Genomic DNA, 17,961 nt, shown 5'->3' on the forward strand with positions numbered 1-17,961 from the left:
AAATATTTCATGGATTTGCGAAAAAGTCCTCTTTATTCAAAATATATTGAATCCAATGCAAAATTAGTCGATTTTGCAGGTTGGGAAATGCCTATATCATTTTCAGGATTAATTAAAGAGCATGAATCAGTTAGATCTTCAGCAGGATTATTTGATATTTCTCACATGGGTGTGATATCTGTTAAGGGAATCAATCCAAAGGATTATATTCAAAAATTTTTTCCAACTAATTTATACTCCTTTTCTGAAGGTCAGGGGCTCTATACAGTTATGCTTAATGATAAAGGAGGAATAATAGATGACTTAATAATTTATGACCTTGGTATTCAAGAAAATGACATAACAGAATTATTGTTAATAGTTAATGCAAGTAGATATGAAGAAGATTTTCAGTGGATAAAAAATAATTTAAATAAAGATGAAATTTCGATAACAAACTTTAAAAAAGCCAAAGTACTTTTAGCACTACAGGGAAAAAAATCATTCGATTTATTTGAAGAATGGATTGATTCTTCGATCTCACATATCCCTAACTTTGGATGCGAATATAAAATTTTTGAACATATTTCACCTAAAGAAAAAATTTTCTTTTCAAAGACAGGATATACGGGGGAAAATGGTCTAGAAATACTTTTATCTAAAAAAGCAGCAATTAATTTATGGGACTTCTCAATTTCCAAAAATGTTGCACCTTGTGGTTTAGGAGCTAGAGATACTCTTAGACTGGAAGCAGGCATGCATCTTTATGGTCAAGACATAAATGAAGAAACTTCTCCATATGAAGCAGGGTTAGGCTGGCTAGTACATCTAGAAAATAATCACGAATTCTTTGGAAGAAGATTTCTTGAAGAACAGTCAAGATTAGGTATTCAAAAAAAGTTAGTTGGTCTTTTTATAGAAGGTAAAGCAATAGGAAGAAAGGGTTGCACAGTTCTTAAAGGCGAAGAAAATATTGGGACTATCACAAGCGGAAGTTGGTCGCCAACTAAACAACAAGCTATAGCTTTTGCATACATCAACACTTCGCATGCACTAATAAATAATGAAGTTCAAGTATTAATTAGAGGCAAAAAATTCAAAGGGGTTATAACAAAAAGAGCGTTTTATAAAAAAAATTATTAACTAAATTTACCCTTGAAGAATTATTATAAGTTATTGATAAATAAATCATACTTAGATGAGAAACAAAATTTGCAAAGAACTCAATAATACAGATATTGGTAAATTAGTTAATTTATGCGGATGGGTAGATAGAAGAAGAGATCATGGTGGTGTAATTTTTATTGATTTAAGAGACCATAGTGGATTCCTACAAATAACAATTAATCCCGATGATGGTGCAGCTCTATTTAAACAGGCAGAAACTCTAAGAAATGAGACAGTAATAATGGTTAGCGGAATTATTAATGAAAGGCCCAAAGATTCCATAAATACAAATTTAAGTACTGGAGAGTTAGAGCTTAAGGTTAAAGATTTGCAAATTCTCAACCAGATTAAAAAAAACTTACCTTTTCCAGTGTCTATTCATGATTATGAAAATACAAAAGAAGAACTCAGATTAAAATATAGGTACCTTGATTTAAGAAGGGGAAAATTACTAGAAAATTTAAAAACAAGACATAAGATTATTAAAGTTGCTAGAGAATTTCTTGATAATTTTGGATTTACAGAAGTTGAGACTCCATTACTTACAAAATCAACTCCAGAAGGCGCACGCGATTTTCTTGTTCCTGCACGTCTTTCAAATGGAGAATTTTTTGCTTTACCTCAATCCCCACAACTATTTAAACAACTTTTAATGGTTGGAGGCCTGGACAAGTATTATCAAATCGCAAAATGTTTCCGTGATGAAGACTTAAGGGCAGATAGACAGCCAGAGTTTACTCAATTAGATATTGAGATGAGCTTTATTAGTGAAGAAGAAATAATTTCTTTTAATGAAAGTCTCATAAAAAAAATATGGAAAGAAGTTTTAAATATTAAATTTAATAATGCTTTTCCAAGAATGTCATGGCAGGAAGCAATGGATAATTATGGCACTGATAGACCAGATACTAGATATCAAATGTTATTAAAAGATTTAGGAGGAATATTAGGTGATATTGGATTTAATATTTTTACCAAGGCAATTAAGTCTGGAGGTTATATAAAATCCATAACAGTAAAAGGAGGTAATTCAAGTATTAGCAACGTAAGAATTAAACCAGGTGGTGATATCTTCCAAGTAGCTAAAGATGCAGGAGCTGGAGGTTTGGCCTTTATAAGGGTTAAAGGAGATGAGCTTGAGACTATTGGGGCAATTAAAAATAATTTAAGTGAAGAGCATATAGCTGATATTTTAAAAATCACAGAAGCAAAAGATGGAGACTTAATCCTTTTAGGAGCTGGAGATAAACTAATTGTCAATCAGTCATTAGATAGGGTCAGACAATATATCGCAAAAGACTTAAATCTCATTGATAAAAGTAAATGGAATTTCTTATGGGTAACTGACTTCCCGATGTTTGAGAGAAATGAAGAGGAAAATAGATATGAAGCTTTGCATCATCCTTTTTGTTCTCCAAAAAATATAAAATCAAAAGATTCTGAAAACTTGAAAAAAGAAATTGAGAGCTCTACAGCAAATGCTTATGACTTAGTTCTTAATGGATTGGAGTTAGGAGGTGGCTCTTTACGTATTCATGAAGCGAACTTACAAAGAGAGGTTCTTAAAATGGTAGGACTTACTGATAAAGAAATTGATGAAAAATTTGGATTTTTAATAGAAGCATTAGAAATGGGTGCTCCTCCTCATGGTGGAATAGCGTTTGGATTAGATCGTATTACCATGCTGATCATTGGTACAGATTCAATCAGAGAAACAATTGCTTTTCCAAAAAATCAGCAAGCAAAATGTCTTCTCACAAATGCACCTTCAAATGTCTCTGAATCACAATTAAAAGAATTAGATATTGAAATAACAATTGATGAATAAGAATATATATGGATGTACTAAAAGTTTTTTGTTTAAATAAAATATAAGGAGGCTGTGCTTAATTAAAAATATTTAATGTCAAAATTTGTATTTGTCACCGGAGGAGTTGTTTCTAGCATTGGAAAAGGAATTGTAGCTGCAAGCTTAGGAAGATTATTAAAGTCCAGAGGATATAGTGTTTCAATATTAAAACTAGATCCATATCTAAATGTTGATCCAGGCACAATGAGTCCTTTCCAACATGGAGAAGTATTTGTAACCGAAGATGGGGCTGAAACCGATCTAGATTTAGGTCACTATGAAAGATTTACTGATACTGCAATGACTAGGTTAAATAGTGTGACTACGGGATCTATCTATCAAGCAGTTATCAATAAAGAAAGAAGAGGTAGTTATAACGGTGGAACTGTGCAAGTAATACCTCATATAACAGGAGAAATAAGAGAAAGAATTCATAGAGTAGCCGCCAACAGTAATGCAGATATTATTATTACTGAAATTGGTGGAACAGTTGGTGATATTGAATCTCTACCTTTTTTAGAGGCAATAAGAGAATTCAAAAATGATGTCAATAGGAACGATGTTGCATACATTCACGTAACATTACTTCCTTACATCAAAACCTCTGGCGAAATAAAAACTAAACCAACACAGCATTCAGTTAAAGAATTAAGATCAATTGGAATTCAGCCAGATTTACTTGTATGCCGAAGTGATAAATCTATCAATGAAGCTCTAAAAAAGAAGCTTAGTGGTTTTTGCGGTGTCAGTATTAACTCTGTAATTGAAGCTTTAGACGCAGACAGTATTTATTCGGTACCTCTTTCTTTAAAAAAAGAAGGTTTATGCAAAGAAACCTTGAATTATCTAGAACTTGAAGATAAAAAATGTGATTTGAAAAATTGGGAGCAACTAATACACAACCTAAGAAATCCTGGAGGTCCAATCAAAGTTGCTTTAGTAGGTAAATATATTGAACTTGGAGATGCATATTTATCTGTAGTTGAAGCTTTAAGACATGCATGCATTGAACAAAAAGCTTTATTAGATTTACATTGGGTGAGTGCTGAAATGATAGAAAAAAATTCAGCAGAAACTTACTTAAATGAAGTTGATGCAATTGTCGTACCCGGAGGATTTGGCAATAGAGGAGTCAATGGAAAAATTGCGGCTATAAAATTCGCAAGAGAAAATAAAATTCCCTTTTTAGGTTTGTGCCTTGGTATGCAATGTGCAGTTATTGAATGGGCCAGGAATGTAGCTCATCTTCCAGATGCATCTAGTTCAGAACTAGACCCAAACACTCCCAATCCAGTGATACATTTATTACCAGAACAGCAAGATGTAGTTGATTTAGGTGGAACAATGAGACTTGGAGTATATCCATGTAGATTGACAAAAAATACAACTGGAAAAAACTTATATGATGAGGATGTTATTTATGAGAGACATCGACATAGATACGAATTTAATAATTACTATAAACAAAGTTTTTTAGATTCTGGATACAAAATTAGTGGTACATCACCAGATGGCAGATTAGTTGAGTTAATTGAGTTGGAAAATCATCCTTACTTCTTAGCATGTCAATATCATCCCGAGTTTTTATCAAGACCTGGCAAACCTCATCCTTTATTTAAAGGTTTAATAAAAGCCTCTCAAGATAAGTTAACTCAATCAAATTAATATTCTTTATTTTTTTGAATGAAAAAATGACAAATTTTTTACCATTAGTCGAACAATTTCATTCATTACAAGGTGAAGGTTATCACGCTGGAAAAAGTGCTTTTTTTGTAAGATTAGCTGGATGTAAAGTTGGATGTTCGTGGTGCGATACCAAGAATTCATGGGACGAGAAAAAATACCCTTCTATATCAATTGAAAAAATAATAGATCGAATAAAAATTGCCAGAGAAAAAGGAGCATCTTTTTGCGTTATTACTGGTGGTGAACCTTTACAACATAACTTAGATAATTTTTGCAAAGCTATAAAAAAAATGACTATGGGAGAAGAACTAAAGCCAATGAAGATTCATATTGAAACAAGTGGAGTTAATTCGATATCGGGAAGCTATGACTGGATTACTTTATCTCCTAAAAGACACTCACCTCCAAAAAGTTATTTTTTAAAAAACTGCAATGAAATCAAAATAATCATAAATGAAATAGAAGATATTGAATTTGCTATACAAATAAAAAAAGAAACTTTAAAACAATATCACCCCTCTAAAAGCGAAGATGGCTTAAAAAAAGAAGATAAAATTTTTTATTTACAGCCAGCATGGAACAATGCGAATGGTTTTTCTCTTGCTATTGATTTCGTAAAAAATAACCCCGATTGGAAATTGAGCCTTCAAACTCACAAATACTTAAAAATTAATTGAAATCATATGAATCTTAAAAATAAATCGATAGTAGTTTTATTATCTGGAGGTTTAGATTCTTCTACAGTTACTGGTATCGCAAAAAAATCCGAAGCTAAAATTTTTGGCCTTTCATTTGACTACGGTCAACGTCATAAAAAAGAATTAAATTCTGCATCAATAATTGCAAAACACTTTGATATCGAAGAATTTAAAATCATTAAGCTTGACTTATCTTTATGGGGAGGCTCGTCATTGACTGATTCTCAAAAAAATATTCCGATAGAAGGAGTACAAGCTAATAAAATTCCTAATACTTATGTTCCCGGAAGAAATACTATATTTATTTCCGTTGCACTAAGTTATGCCGAAGCAATAGATGCTGATTTTATAGGATTAGGAGTTAATGCACTTGATTATTCAGGTTATCCAGATTGCAGACCTGACTACATTAAAAAATTTCAAGAATTAGCAGATTTAGCCAATAAAAGAGGAAGAGAAAATAATCCAATAAAACTTTGGACACCACTATTAGATTTAAATAAAGAGGAAATTATTAAATTAGCTTTTGATAATCATGTCCCTTTTGATAAAACATGGAGTTGTTATTCGGGTAATTCAAAACCATGCGGTAAGTGTGATAGCTGCAGAATTAGAAATGCCGCTTATGAAAAATGGCTTAATAACAAAAATAAAAAATGAAAATAAAAAAATTAATTCTAGAAAAATGGATAGATCCAGCACTGATTACGCATCATCTAACAAAAAAATTCGGAGATAAAGGGTTAGCTTGGCTAGACAGTGATGGTAAAGAAAATGGGGAATGGTCAATAATAGGAATAAAACCTAAAAAAATAATACAATCAAGAGATATCAATAACTTAGACAAAACTAATAATCCATTTAACAATTTAAAAAATATTGAAAAAGGATTTTGGATCGGATGGTTAAGTTATGAAGCTGGAGTTTACATAGAACCCAAAAACCCATGGCGAAAATCTAATATGGCAACTTTATGGATTGCGTCATATGATCCAATCATTAAATGTAATCTAATAAAAAAAGAAATAATTATCGAAGGCACAAACTCATCTGAACTGATGAAATTTAAAAATACAATAGACAATATAAAAAATATTGAAGAAGAAAATATTATTAAAACAAATTTAAATTTTGATTTTTCAAAAATAAATTTGGACGAAATGGCTGAAAAATTTCAGAAAAATATTCTAAAATTAAAGAAATTAATTTCTGAAGGGGATATATTTCAAGCAAACCTAACAACTAAATGCGAGATTGAATCTTCCAAAAATTATAATCCTTTAGATATTTATTTAAAAATAAGAAGGAAATTAAGAGCTCCATTTGGAGGAATAATAATCAATAATGATAATCATAATGAGGCGGTATTATCTACCTCCCCAGAAAGATTTATAAAAATAGATAATAAAAGTTTTGTAGAATCAAGACCTATTAAAGGAACTAGATCCAGAGATAAGGATTTAAATCAAGACGCACTAAATGCTATCGATTTAATAACGAACGAAAAAGATAGAGCCGAAAATATTATGATTGTTGACCTAATAAGAAATGATTTAAGTAAAGTTTGCGAAACAGGAAGTATTATGGTGCCAGAAATATTAAAACTTGAAAGTTTCTTAAAAGTTCATCATCTAACTTCAGTAATCAGAGGCAAATTAAAAAAAAACAAGAACTGGATTGATTTACTAAAAGCTTGTTGGCCAGGGGGCTCAATAACTGGAGCACCTAAATTAAGATCATGCCAGAGACTTTTTGAATTAGAAGAATATGAACGCGGACCATACTGTGGCTCGTTTTTGAAGCTTGACTGGAATGGAGAGTTTGACAGCAATATACTAATAAGATCATTTTTAATTAAAGACAAAAAAATCAGTATATATGCTGGTTGCGGAATAGTTATTGACTCAAACCTTGAAGAGGAAACTAATGAACTAAAGTGGAAACTTTTACCGTTAATTGATTCACTAAAATGATTGATACATTAGGCTGGTACAAGGATCAATGGTTGGATATTGATAGAATATTTATTGCTGCTAATAATAGAGGATTAAAATTTGCTGATGGTATATTTGAAACCATTTTGATAAAAGAAAATAAACCTATTCTTTTAGATGACCATCTGAAAAGGTTAGAAAAAAGTAGCAAGATTTTAAATATTAATCTCAAAATAAATAAATTAACTTTGAGACAACTTATTAACGATGGAATTAGAAAGTTATCGCTTAAAAATGATCAATTTGCTTCAGTAAGAATAAACTATAGTCGAGGAACTAATAAAGGTAGAACACTAACAATTGATAGCACTTCAAAGACAAAAGATTTGGATAATTTATGGCTTGAGTTCTATAAAATAGAGCCAAATTTTAATCCGATAAGTGTTTGCATTAGTCAAAGGGAAAAAATAAATGAATTTAGTCTTATAAGTAAATGCAAAACATTTTCATATAATCAGGCAATACAAGTTTTGACAGAAGCTCATGAAAAATCATTTGATGATTCTATCCTTTTGAATACGTCAGGTGAACTTTGTTGTGGAAGTACATTTAATCTTCTAATTAAAAGAAATAATCAATGGATAACTCCTAGAAAAGAGAGCGGCTGTTTAGAGGGGATTATGGTTTCTAAAGCTTTAAGATTGAAAATTGTCAAAGAAGAATTAATTGTTCCAGAATTTCAAAATGATGACATAATATTTGCAATTAATAGCTTATCTTGCAGACAAATTTATCAAGTCAATGATTTAAAGCTTTACCCTAAACTCGATCCAATTTACTTTTGGGACTTATTGTATAGTTGAACTTTATTAATATCTGGTAAATCGACATCAGATACTTTCGTTATATCGTTATTAACCTTAAATTCAACAATTTTTCCAATAATGATAATCGATGGAGATAAAAATTCTTTATCTTTGATTTTATCTGGGAGATTATCTAAATTCTCAATCAAACATTTTTGATTTTTTAAAGTAGCCTCTTGAATAACAGCGCATTTAGTATTCCTATCTAAACCACCTAGTATTAATTCTTCAACAATAAATTCAATATTTTTTATACCCATAAAAATTACTAAGCTATCTGATGATTTAGCTAGATCTCTCCAATTAACACTCTTTCTTTCCTTATCAACACGTTCATGACCAGTTACGAAAGTCACGGAACTAGCAGCATCTCTATGGGTTAATGGAATACCAAAATATGTGGGGGCAGCTATCCCAGAAGTAATGCCAGGAACAATTTCAACTGAAATTCCATTTTTTTCTAAAATCGATACCTCTTCACCACCCCTAGAAAAAACGAATGGATCTCCACCTTTAAGCCTTACAACATTTTTGCCTTCTTTTGCCAATTTCAAAATAAGAGCATTAGTTTCAGCCTGAGGTACAGAACACTTCCCAGCTCTTTTGCCAACATGAAAAATTGCTGTATTTTTTCCTGCTTCTTTAGTTATTTCATCTGGGATTAAAGCATCATGTACTAATGCATCACAGTTTTTGATTAGACGTAAAGCTTTTAGAGTTAGGAGCTCAGGGTCACCAGGACCAGCTCCAACTAAATAAACAATGCCAGGCACATTAATCTCCATTAACAAGTATGGTAATAGAAGTTAATCGCAATGAAGGTAAATATTGTGAAAAAAAGTTTATTGAAGCCAAATAAAAAATTTACTCTTCTGAGTGCTTTTATCACCCTTCTCAATGATCGATTAAGTGAAAGTATATTATTACCCATTTTACCCTCCTTTGTTTTACTCTTTGACTCTAAAGCTAGTACATATGGCTTATTATCATGTACTTACCAGTTAGCCCAATTTACAGCTTCTCCTTTTATAGGACTTATGAGTGATAGATACGGTAGAAGACCTGTCACTCTTTTTTGTATTACAGGTTCAGTAATAGGAATATCAATATTATCTTTTACAGTTCTTTTTAATTGGTCTAATTCAATAGCCTCTATCCCGCTATTTTTATTATTCTTAGCGAGACTCATTGACGGCTTAAGTGGTGGAACTGCAGCCACAGCAACAACTATTCTTGCAGACATTTCAAGCCCTGAAAAAAGAGCAAAAACATTTGGTCTTATTGGTGTAGCTTTTGGTTTAAGCTTTTTCTTAGGTAATATTTTCGTTGTAATATTTGCAAAAAATACAAACAATAACTTTATCATTCCAGTGTTAATAGCCTCAATGATTCCAATAATAAATTTCTTACTTGTATTTTTTTACTTACCAGAAACCAAGCCTAAAAGCGACTCAAATAAAACAAAAACTATTTTAAAAAACCCTTTAAAAGAGCTATTTACAGTTTTCAAAGAAGAAAAGATTAAAAAATTATCATTAGCTTTTTTTATTTACTTTATTGCTTTTACTGGATTGACCAATATCCTTATATTTTTCCTTCAAGAATCCTTAAACTGGACGACAAAAGCATCAAGTGGAACTCTGGTTGTAGTTGGAATCATTGCGATTATCGTACAGGGAGGACTAATTGGGCCTCTAGTAAAGAAATTTGGCGAAATGCGATTAACACTTATTGGGTCAGGCTTTATTCTTGTGGCATGTGCTCTTTTAATAACTGCCCCAAAAGATAATGCGACAATTAATATTTATTCAGCTGTTTCATTTTTAGCCGTTGGGGCAGGGTTAATTACGCCCACCTTAAGAGCATTAATATCGAAGAAATTAGAAGTTGATAAACAAGGATCAATTTTAAGTAATCTTCAGGGTTTACAGAGCCTCGGAGGAGTTTTAGGAATTGCAATGGCAGGAAGGGTTTATGATGGTTTTGGTCCTAAATCACCTTTTATCGCTGGTTCCATAATCTTACTTTTCATGATATATCTTATTGCAGAGGGTAAAAGTAATAATTCTTTTAAAAATCAAAAATCAAAAGCATTTTAATGAAAATCCAGGCTGATATTTTTATTAATAGAGAATTAAGTTGGATTGAATTCAATAAAAGAGTACTCCTAACTGGTATGGAAAAGGAGTACAAAATCCTAGATAAAGTTAAATTTTGTTCAATTTTTAGTAACAATCTAGATGAATTTTTTATGGTAAGGGTAGCCTCATTAAAAGCTCAAGTTGAAGCAGGAATTACAAAAAAAAGTGTTGATGGACTTACCCCTCAAGAGCAATTAACAAAAATAAATAAAGAAGTAAAGAATTTAACTGCCCTACAAGAAAACTATATAAATAATGAACTAAATTATGAATTAAAAGAAAAAGGTATAATTTTAAAAAAATATAATGACCTAAGTGAAAATGAAAGAAATTGGTGCGATAACTACTTTACTTCATCTATTTTCCCTTTATTAACTCCATTAGTTGTTGATCCAGCACATCCATTTCCTTTTATAAGTAATTTAAGTCTAAATTTAGCAGCTCTTATAAGGGATGGGGAAAATTCTAAAAATCAGTTTGTCAGAGTAAAAATACCAACAAAAAATATAAGTAGATTTATACAAATTCCTAATGAAATTATTAAACATGGTGATGAAAGTAAATATTTTTTTATAAGTGTGGAAGATTTAATTGGGAATAATATAAACACTTTATTTAACGGAATGGAATGTATAAATTACTCTTTTTTTAGAGTTACAAGGGATGCAGATTTAGAATTAAAAGAACTTGAAGCTGATGATCTTCTTTTAGCAGTTGAACAAAGTTTGCAAAAGAGAAGATTAGGTGGAGACGTAGTTAGATTAGAAGTTGAATCGGATATGCCAGAAAATATTCTGAAATTACTCATTGAAAGTATTTCAATACAAAAAGAGTATATTTACTTTTGCAAAAGTTTTTTAGGCCTTGACGATTTCAATCAGCTTACAAGAATTAATAGAGATGATTTAAAAGAAAATCTGCTAATTGGGAAAACTCACCCGAAATTAAAGAATTTAGATTTACCTTCAAACAAAAACTTTAATTCTATTTTTAATATCCTTAGGAAAAAAAATATTCTGCTTCATCATCCATACGACTTGTTTAGAACTTCAGTTGAAGAATTTATAAACAAAGCAGCTGATGATCCACTTGTAATGGCTATAAAAATTACTTTATATCGAGTTTCCAAGGATTCCACTATCATTTCAGCTTTAATGAGAGCTGCAGAGAATGGTAAAGAAGTAATGACTCTTGTTGAGCTAAAAGCAAGATTTGATGAAGACAATAATATTCAATGGGCAAAACAACTTGAACAAGCTGGAGTTCATGTTGTATATGGAATCATAGGATTTAAAACTCATACAAAAATAGCTTTAATAGTAAGAAAAGAAAAAGGACGATTAAGGAATTATTTCCATATTGGAACAGGTAACTATAACTCTAATACTTCAAAATTTTATACAGATTTAGGATTACTTTCAACTGATCCTGATATTGCATCTGATTTACTTGGGCTATTTAACTACTTATCAGGTTTTTCTAAACAAAAAAGTTATCAAAAGTTATTAGTTTCTCCCTCATCTATGAGAGAGAAATTTATATTTCTGATAAAGAGAGAAATTAAAAATGCAGAGGAAGGCAAAAAAGCGGAAATAATTGCAAAAATGAATTCTTTAGTTGACCCAGAAATAATTAAACTTCTCTATTTAGCTTCAGACTCAGGTGTAAAAATTAGCCTCATCATAAGAGGTATTTGTTGCTTATACCCACAAAGAAAAAATTTAAGTGAAAATATTAAAGTCATAAGCATTATTGGCCACTTTCTTGAACACTCAAGAATTTTTTGGTTTAGTAACAACGGTCAAAGTGAGGTTTTTATTGGGAGTGCTGATTGGATGAGAAGAAATCTTGATAGAAGAATAGAAGCTGTTACTCCAATAGAGGATTATGACTTGAAATCTAAAATATACTCACTTTTGCAAACCTACATTAAAGATAACTACTTTTCTTGGATAATGAAGGAAGATGGTTCTTATTCGAAATATGAATTAGATTCTTCAAATAATCGTTCGCAAATTGACCTCATAGAAAAACAAAATTAATATTGATTTTTACAACATTTAAAAAAATACTTAAAATTTTAAATTTTTTTAATTTTTAGAAAATTGAGTCATACCAATCGATTTCAAGAAATAAGCGTTTTAAAAAAAATTTTTGTCTTTAAAATTTCAACGCAAAAGTAGTTTTTATTCCAATTTCAGTGCTAGCTTTTTAAAAAATCCATTATTTAGGAGGCCAGGGTGATGGGGATCCCTCTGGAATCTGCAAAAAGCTCTTCAGATAATAATTTTGATGAGCCAAGATTACCAAACACTGCGGGCAAGTCTCGCAAATCGAAATCCAGTCTTACGGCAAAACAAAGCCAAAAAAAATCTGGCAGACTCGCTTCAGATTCTATTGGCTATTACTTAAGTAGCATTGGAAGAGTACCTCTTTTGACTCCAGCAGAGGAAATAGAGTTAGCTCATCATGTTCAGAACATGAAAAAGTTGCTACAGATTCCTGAAACTGATAGAACCCAACGAAATCTTTATCAAATTAAGATTGGCAAAAGAGCAAGAGATAGAATGATGGCAGCTAATCTAAGACTCGTTGTCTCGGTTGCAAAAAAATACCAAAACCAAGGGCTTGAATTATTAGATCTTGTCCAGGAAGGAGCTATTGGCCTTGAAAGAGCTGTAGATAAATTTGATCCTGCTATGGGATATAAATTCTCAACTTATGCTTACTGGTGGATTAGACAAGGAATGACGAGGGCAATTGATAATAGTGCTAGAACGATCCGTTTGCCTATTCACATAAGTGAAAAACTGTCCAAAATGAGAAGAGTCTCTAGAGAATTATCACATAAATTTGGCAGACAACCTACAAGATTGGAAATGGCAACTGAGATGGGAATTGATCAAAAAGATTTAGAAGATTTAATTTCTCAAAGTGCTCCATGCGCCTCCCTAGATGCACATGCAAGAGGGGAAGAAGACAGAAGTACTCTTGGTGAACTCATACCTGATCCAAACTGTGAAGAGCCTATGGAGGGTATGGATAGAACTATTCAAAAGGAGCATTTAGGAACTTGGCTTTCTCAATTAAATGAAAGAGAGCAAAAAATCATGAAGCTAAGGTTTGGGCTAGATGGTGAAGAACCATTAACACTCGCAGAAATAGGAAGACAAATTAATGTTTCACGAGAAAGAGTAAGGCAACTAGAAGCTAAAGCAATATTAAAGCTTCGAGTAATGACGACTCATCAAAAAGCAGCTTAATCAAATTGATAAAATTTACTGTAATCTTATTATATTTATTTTCAATTTTTTTAATATCAATAGTTTTTAAAAAATATAATGAAGGTAGCAGAGAAATCGTCAGAAAAATAATACATATTGGAATAGGACCTTTAATACCAATTGCTCAATTTTTAAAAATTAATCAAAACTCTGCTCTAATTTTTACAGGAATTGTTTCATTAATGGTTTTCATCAATTACAACTATAAATTATTTCCAACAATTGAGGATGTTGAGAGAAAAAGTTATGGGACATTATTTTATTGTCTAAGTTTATTTATTTTGATTTATCTTTTCTGGGATAAAGATCCATATGCACTAATTAGTGGATTTTTCATAATGACTTTTGGTGATGGATTAGCTGGATTATTAGGAAAAAGCTTTAACTCAAAGAGTTGGATTTTTTTTGAACAAAAAAAATCTTTATATGGAACCATAACAATGTTTTTAACAAGTTTGATAGTAGTTTGCTCAATAGGATACTCTCAGCAAAATAGTCTAAATTTAAATTATTTTACAATAGCTTTTATTGCGACTTTGCTCGAACAATTTAGTGTTCTAGGAATAGATAATTTCATTGTTCCAATCTCTTCAGCATTATTTTTTAATTTTTTAATAACTAGCTAAGTGAATCGTATAAAATAGCTATTAATTTTTTTGTTGTTTCTATATCTATACATGCATCTGTAATGCTTCTACCAAACTGGAGATCTTCTTTTTTTAAAAGTTTTTGATTTCCTTCCTTCAAATGACTCTCAAGCATAACTCCTAAAATATTTTTTTCACCATTACTAATTTGAGAAGCCACATTTTTTAGCACTTCCGACTGTTTTCGGAAATCTTTATTGGAATTTCCATGACTACAATCAATCATCACTTTATGGGGAAGACTACATTGCCTCAATTCTGCTGAAATTCTTTGTATATGATCATTTTCGAAATTTGGGCCTTTTGAACCACCCCTTAAAACTATATGTCCATCTGGATTTCCTGTAGTATTAACTATAGAAGCCATTCCATTTTCATTTACACCTAAGAAGTGATGGGATTTTGAAGCTGACTGCATTGCATTAATTGCAGTAGTAAAAGAACCATCCGTTCCATTTTTAAAGCCTATAGGCATTGATAATCCTGATGCCATTTCTCTATGAGTTTGACTTTCTGTAGTCCGCGCACCTATGGCTGTCCAACTTATTAAATCGGCAATGTATTGAGGAACAATTGGATCTAGTAATTCTGTAGCAGAAGGTATACCACGAGTTGCTAAATATGAAAGCAAACTTCTTGCTCTTCTTAAACCAGTATTAATATCATAAGAATCATCTAGATGAGGATCATTTATCAATCCCTTCCAGCCAATAGTTGTTCTTGGTTTTTCAAAATATACTCTCATAATTATTTCTAATTTATCTTTATACATTTCTCGGAATTTTTGAATATATTTTGAATATTCCTTTGCCGCCTCAAGATCATGAATTGAACATGGACCCACAATGACTAAAAGCTTCTGATCATTATGATGCAAAATATTTTGTATCGATCTTCTTGTTTTAGATACTGTATTAGCAGAGTCGTGATCTAAAGGTATATCATTATGTAATCTGCTTGGAGGTATTAATGGACGTGTTTCAAGAACATGTAAATCTGATGTCTTTTCTAAAGCTGAATTATTTGATGATGTCATCATTGATTAATTAAGGAGTTTGAATATTTAAAAAAGCATTTATGAATACTCTCCTTTTCAATATTAAAAATAACAATAGATTAGGCATTAAACCTTACTAATGAAGAATATGGAAACATTGCTAAAAAATTATGCAGATCATGTAGCTGAAAGAGCTGCCAAAGGTATACCTCCTTTACCTTTAAATGCTGAACAAACAAATTGTATTACAAAATTATTAGAAAAAGATAGTACTTACGATTCATCTTATTTACTTGATTTACTAATAAATAGAGTACCCCCAGGAGTTGATGAAGCTGCTTACGTAAAAGCAAGCTGGCTTACGGCTATTGTTAATTCCGAAAAATATTGCAAATCGATTAATCCCGAAAAAGCAATTGAAATACTAGGAACAATGATAGGCGGATATAATGTAAATTCTTTGGTTGAAATACTTAAAGGAGAAAATAGTTTACTCGCAAAAAAAGCGGCAGAAGTTTTAAAAAATATTATTCTTGTGTACGACTCGGCTAATGAAATTTATGAATTATCTCAAAATAATATTTATGCAAAAGAAATTGTAAATAGTTGGGCAAATGCAGAATGGTTCATAAATAAAAAAGTTCTGGAGAAAGAGATTACTTGTTTAGTATTTAAAGTTGACGGTGAGACAAACACAGACGACTTATCTCCAGCTGTACATGCAACAACACGCCCAGATATTCCAATGCATGCATTAGCTATGTTGGAATTTAAAAAACCTGATGGACTAAAGATTCTTAATAATTTAAAAAAACAAAATTTACCAATAGCTTATGTTGGAGATGTTGTTGGAACAGGGAGTTCTAGAAAATCTGCTATTAATTCACTCATTTGGCATATAGGAGAAGATATCGCTTTTGTTCCTAACAAAAAAACCGGTGGAATAATAATTGGCAGCAAAATAGCCCCAATTTTCTTCAATACTGCACAAGATTCAGGAGCTTTACCAATAGAAGCTGACGTATCTCAAATGAAAACAGGAGATGTTATTAAAATATATCCCTATAAAGGCATTATTAAAAAAATTGAAAAAGAATCAAATACTGAAGAATTAATAAGCAAATTCGAGTTATATCCTTCAACTCTTACTGATGAAATTCAAGCTGGCGGAAGAATTAATCTTATGATTGGAAGATCTCTTACGGACAAAATTAGAAACAAACTAGATTATCAACCAAGTGAAATATTTACTAGACCACAAAATCCAACTGAAAGTAGTGCCGGATTTACCCAAGCTCAAAAAATAGTAGGCAAAGCATGCGGTTTAGATGGAGTTAGGCCAGGAATGACCTGTGAGCCAATTATGACCACAGTTGGTAGTCAAGATACTACTGGGCCAATGACTAGAGATGAATTAAAAGAACTAGCTTGTTTAGGATTTACTGCAGATTTAGTGATGCAAAGTTTTTGTCATACAGCTGCATATCCTAAACCAGTAGATTTACTTACCCATAAAGAATTACCTGATTTTATATCTCAAAGAGGTGGAGTAGCTCTTAAACCTGGAGATGGCATCATTCATAGCTGGCTTAACAGAATGCTTCTCCCTGATACTGTTGGCACAGGTGGAGATAGTCATACAAGATTTCCTCTTGGCATTTCATTTCCTGGAGGCTCTGGCATTGTTGCATTTGCCGCTGCAATAGGATCAATGCCATTAAATATGCCGGAATCTGTGCTGGTTAAATTTAAGGGAGAATTATTACCAGGAATTACTCTTAGAGATTTAGTTAATGCAATCCCTCTCTTCGCAATTAAAGAAGGGCTATTAACTGTTGAGAAAGAAAATAAGAAAAATATATTCAACGGGAAAATTATGGAAATTGAGGGATTACCAAACCTAAAACTTGAACAAGCTTTTGAACTTACTGATGCTACTGCAGAACGCTCATGCGCTGGTAGCACAATACTTTTATCCCAAGAAACTGTTCAAGAATATTTAAAAAGCAATATTTGCCTGCTAGAAAAAATGGTCGAGAGCAATTATGAAGATTCAAAATCGATTTCAAGAAGAATAAATGATATGAAAAATTGGTTAAAAAAACCATCATTAATTCAACCAGATTCAAACGCTCAGTATGAAGAAATCATTGAAATTGATTTAGCAAAAGTAACACAACCTATAGTTGCTTGTCCTAATGATCCAGATAATGTAAAAGAAATCACTGATGTTGCAAATACAAATATTGACGAGGTTTTTATAGGTTCTTGTATGACAAATATTGGTCATTACAGGGCAGCTGCAAAAGTGCTTGAAGGAGTACAAAATTTAAAAGCTAAATTATGGATTTGTCCACCAACAAAGATGGATGAAGAAACTCTAAAAGCTGAAGGCTACTATAAAATATTTGAAGATTGTGGAGCAAGATTAGAGTTGCCAGGCTGTTCTTTATGTATGGGAAATCAAGCTAGAGTTGAAGAAGGTTCTGTAGTATTTTCTACAAGTACAAGAAATTTTGACAATAGACTTGGCAAGAATGCGCAAGTATTTTTAGGGAGTGCAGAATTGGCAGCAGTTTGTGCACTGCTTGGAAAAATACCTGAAATTGAAGAATATCAGGATATTACTAAAAATAAAATTAATCCATATTCAGATGAACTTTATCGCTATCTTCAATTTGATGAAATACACGATTTCAGCTTGACAAAGTAA

At 31.5% G+C, this 17,961-nt stretch carries 14 protein-coding genes; 12 read left to right on the forward strand and 2 right to left on the reverse strand.

Features of this window, described 5'->3' with window-relative positions; translation table 11 throughout:
• The first annotated feature begins 9 nt into the window (after positions 1-9).
• The 7 genes from gcvT to SIB45_RS02625 all read left to right on the forward strand — a co-directional run bounded on the left by gcvT (position 10) and on the right by SIB45_RS02625 (position 8,176).
• The gene (gene gcvT / locus SIB45_RS02595) at positions 10-1,122 is read left to right on the forward strand and encodes a glycine cleavage system aminomethyltransferase GcvT (RefSeq protein WP_011863783.1); all 1,113 of its coding nucleotides are present in this window, start codon (positions 10-12) and stop codon (positions 1,120-1,122) included.
• A gap of 55 nt (positions 1,123-1,177) precedes the next feature.
• A complete protein-coding gene (gene aspS / locus SIB45_RS02600) occupies positions 1,178-2,974 on the forward strand; it encodes an aspartate--tRNA ligase (protein WP_011863784.1) in 1,797 nt (598 codons plus the stop codon).
• Positions 2,975-3,049: 75 nt separating this feature from the next.
• Positions 3,050-4,660, forward strand: coding sequence for a CTP synthase (locus tag SIB45_RS02605; protein ID WP_011863785.1), 1,611 nt, complete (start codon positions 3,050-3,052; stop codon positions 4,658-4,660).
• 26 nt (positions 4,661-4,686) lie between these two features.
• Positions 4,687-5,358, forward strand: coding sequence for a 7-carboxy-7-deazaguanine synthase QueE (locus SIB45_RS02610; RefSeq protein ID WP_011863786.1), 672 nt, complete (start codon positions 4,687-4,689; stop codon positions 5,356-5,358).
• A 6-nt stretch (positions 5,359-5,364) separates the two neighbouring features.
• Positions 5,365-6,039 (forward strand): 7-cyano-7-deazaguanine synthase QueC, encoded by a 675-nt coding sequence (gene queC, locus SIB45_RS02615; protein ID WP_011863787.1) that lies wholly within the window; start codon positions 5,365-5,367, stop codon positions 6,037-6,039.
• The gene (locus SIB45_RS02620; RefSeq protein WP_011863788.1) at positions 6,036-7,352 is read left to right on the forward strand and encodes an anthranilate synthase component I family protein; all 1,317 of its coding nucleotides are present in this window, start codon (positions 6,036-6,038) and stop codon (positions 7,350-7,352) included. The genes queC and SIB45_RS02620 overlap by 4 nt, the downstream gene beginning before the upstream one ends.
• Positions 7,349-8,176: an aminotransferase class IV gene (locus tag SIB45_RS02625; protein ID WP_011863789.1), complete on the forward strand. Its 828-nt coding sequence runs from the start codon at positions 7,349-7,351 to the stop codon at positions 8,174-8,176. The genes SIB45_RS02620 and SIB45_RS02625 overlap by 4 nt, the downstream gene beginning before the upstream one ends.
• Here the strand turns inward: SIB45_RS02625 and cobA are convergent.
• Entirely contained in the window at positions 8,149-8,952 is an 804-nt protein-coding gene (cobA, locus tag SIB45_RS02630; RefSeq protein WP_011863790.1) for a uroporphyrinogen-III C-methyltransferase, read from the reverse strand. The two genes, SIB45_RS02625 and cobA, sit on opposite strands and share 28 nt — an antisense overlap.
• A gap of 57 nt (positions 8,953-9,009) precedes the next feature.
• On the opposite strand from cobA, the gene SIB45_RS02635 reads away from it, so the two are divergent.
• From SIB45_RS02635 to SIB45_RS02650, 4 genes are all read left to right on the forward strand, one after another.
• Positions 9,010-10,278 carry an MFS transporter gene (locus tag SIB45_RS02635; RefSeq protein WP_011863791.1) on the forward strand — a complete coding sequence of 423 codons (1,269 nt, stop codon included), beginning with the start codon at positions 9,010-9,012 and terminating at the stop codon, positions 10,276-10,278.
• Positions 10,278-12,362 (forward strand): polyphosphate kinase 1, encoded by a 2,085-nt coding sequence (gene ppk1, locus SIB45_RS02640; protein ID WP_011863792.1) that lies wholly within the window; start codon positions 10,278-10,280, stop codon positions 12,360-12,362. The genes SIB45_RS02635 and ppk1 overlap by 1 nt, the downstream gene beginning before the upstream one ends.
• Before the next feature lie 201 nt (positions 12,363-12,563).
• Positions 12,564-13,583 (forward strand): RpoD/SigA family RNA polymerase sigma factor, encoded by a 1,020-nt coding sequence (locus tag SIB45_RS02645; protein ID WP_011377332.1) that lies wholly within the window; start codon positions 12,564-12,566, stop codon positions 13,581-13,583.
• Positions 13,584-13,588: 5 nt separating this feature from the next.
• Positions 13,589-14,230 (forward strand): diacylglycerol/polyprenol kinase family protein, encoded by a 642-nt coding sequence (locus SIB45_RS02650; RefSeq protein ID WP_041484734.1) that lies wholly within the window; start codon positions 13,589-13,591, stop codon positions 14,228-14,230.
• On the opposite strand, the gene SIB45_RS02655 is transcribed toward SIB45_RS02650, so the two are convergent.
• The gene (locus SIB45_RS02655) at positions 14,223-15,290 is read right to left on the reverse strand and encodes a 3-deoxy-7-phosphoheptulonate synthase (protein ID WP_011863794.1); all 1,068 of its coding nucleotides are present in this window, start codon (positions 15,288-15,290) and stop codon (positions 14,223-14,225) included. The genes SIB45_RS02650 and SIB45_RS02655 overlap by 8 nt on opposite strands.
• Before the next feature lie 97 nt (positions 15,291-15,387).
• Here SIB45_RS02655 and acnB point away from each other — a divergent pair, with 97 nt between their 5' ends.
• The gene (acnB, locus tag SIB45_RS02660) at positions 15,388-17,961 is read left to right on the forward strand and encodes a bifunctional aconitate hydratase 2/2-methylisocitrate dehydratase (RefSeq protein WP_011863795.1); all 2,574 of its coding nucleotides are present in this window, start codon (positions 15,388-15,390) and stop codon (positions 17,959-17,961) included.

Origin of the sequence: Prochlorococcus sp. MIT 1304, from assembly GCF_047305015.1 — a bacterium.
Classification (GTDB): Bacteria; Cyanobacteriota; Cyanobacteriia; order PCC-6307; family Cyanobiaceae; genus Prochlorococcus_A; species Prochlorococcus_A marinus_E.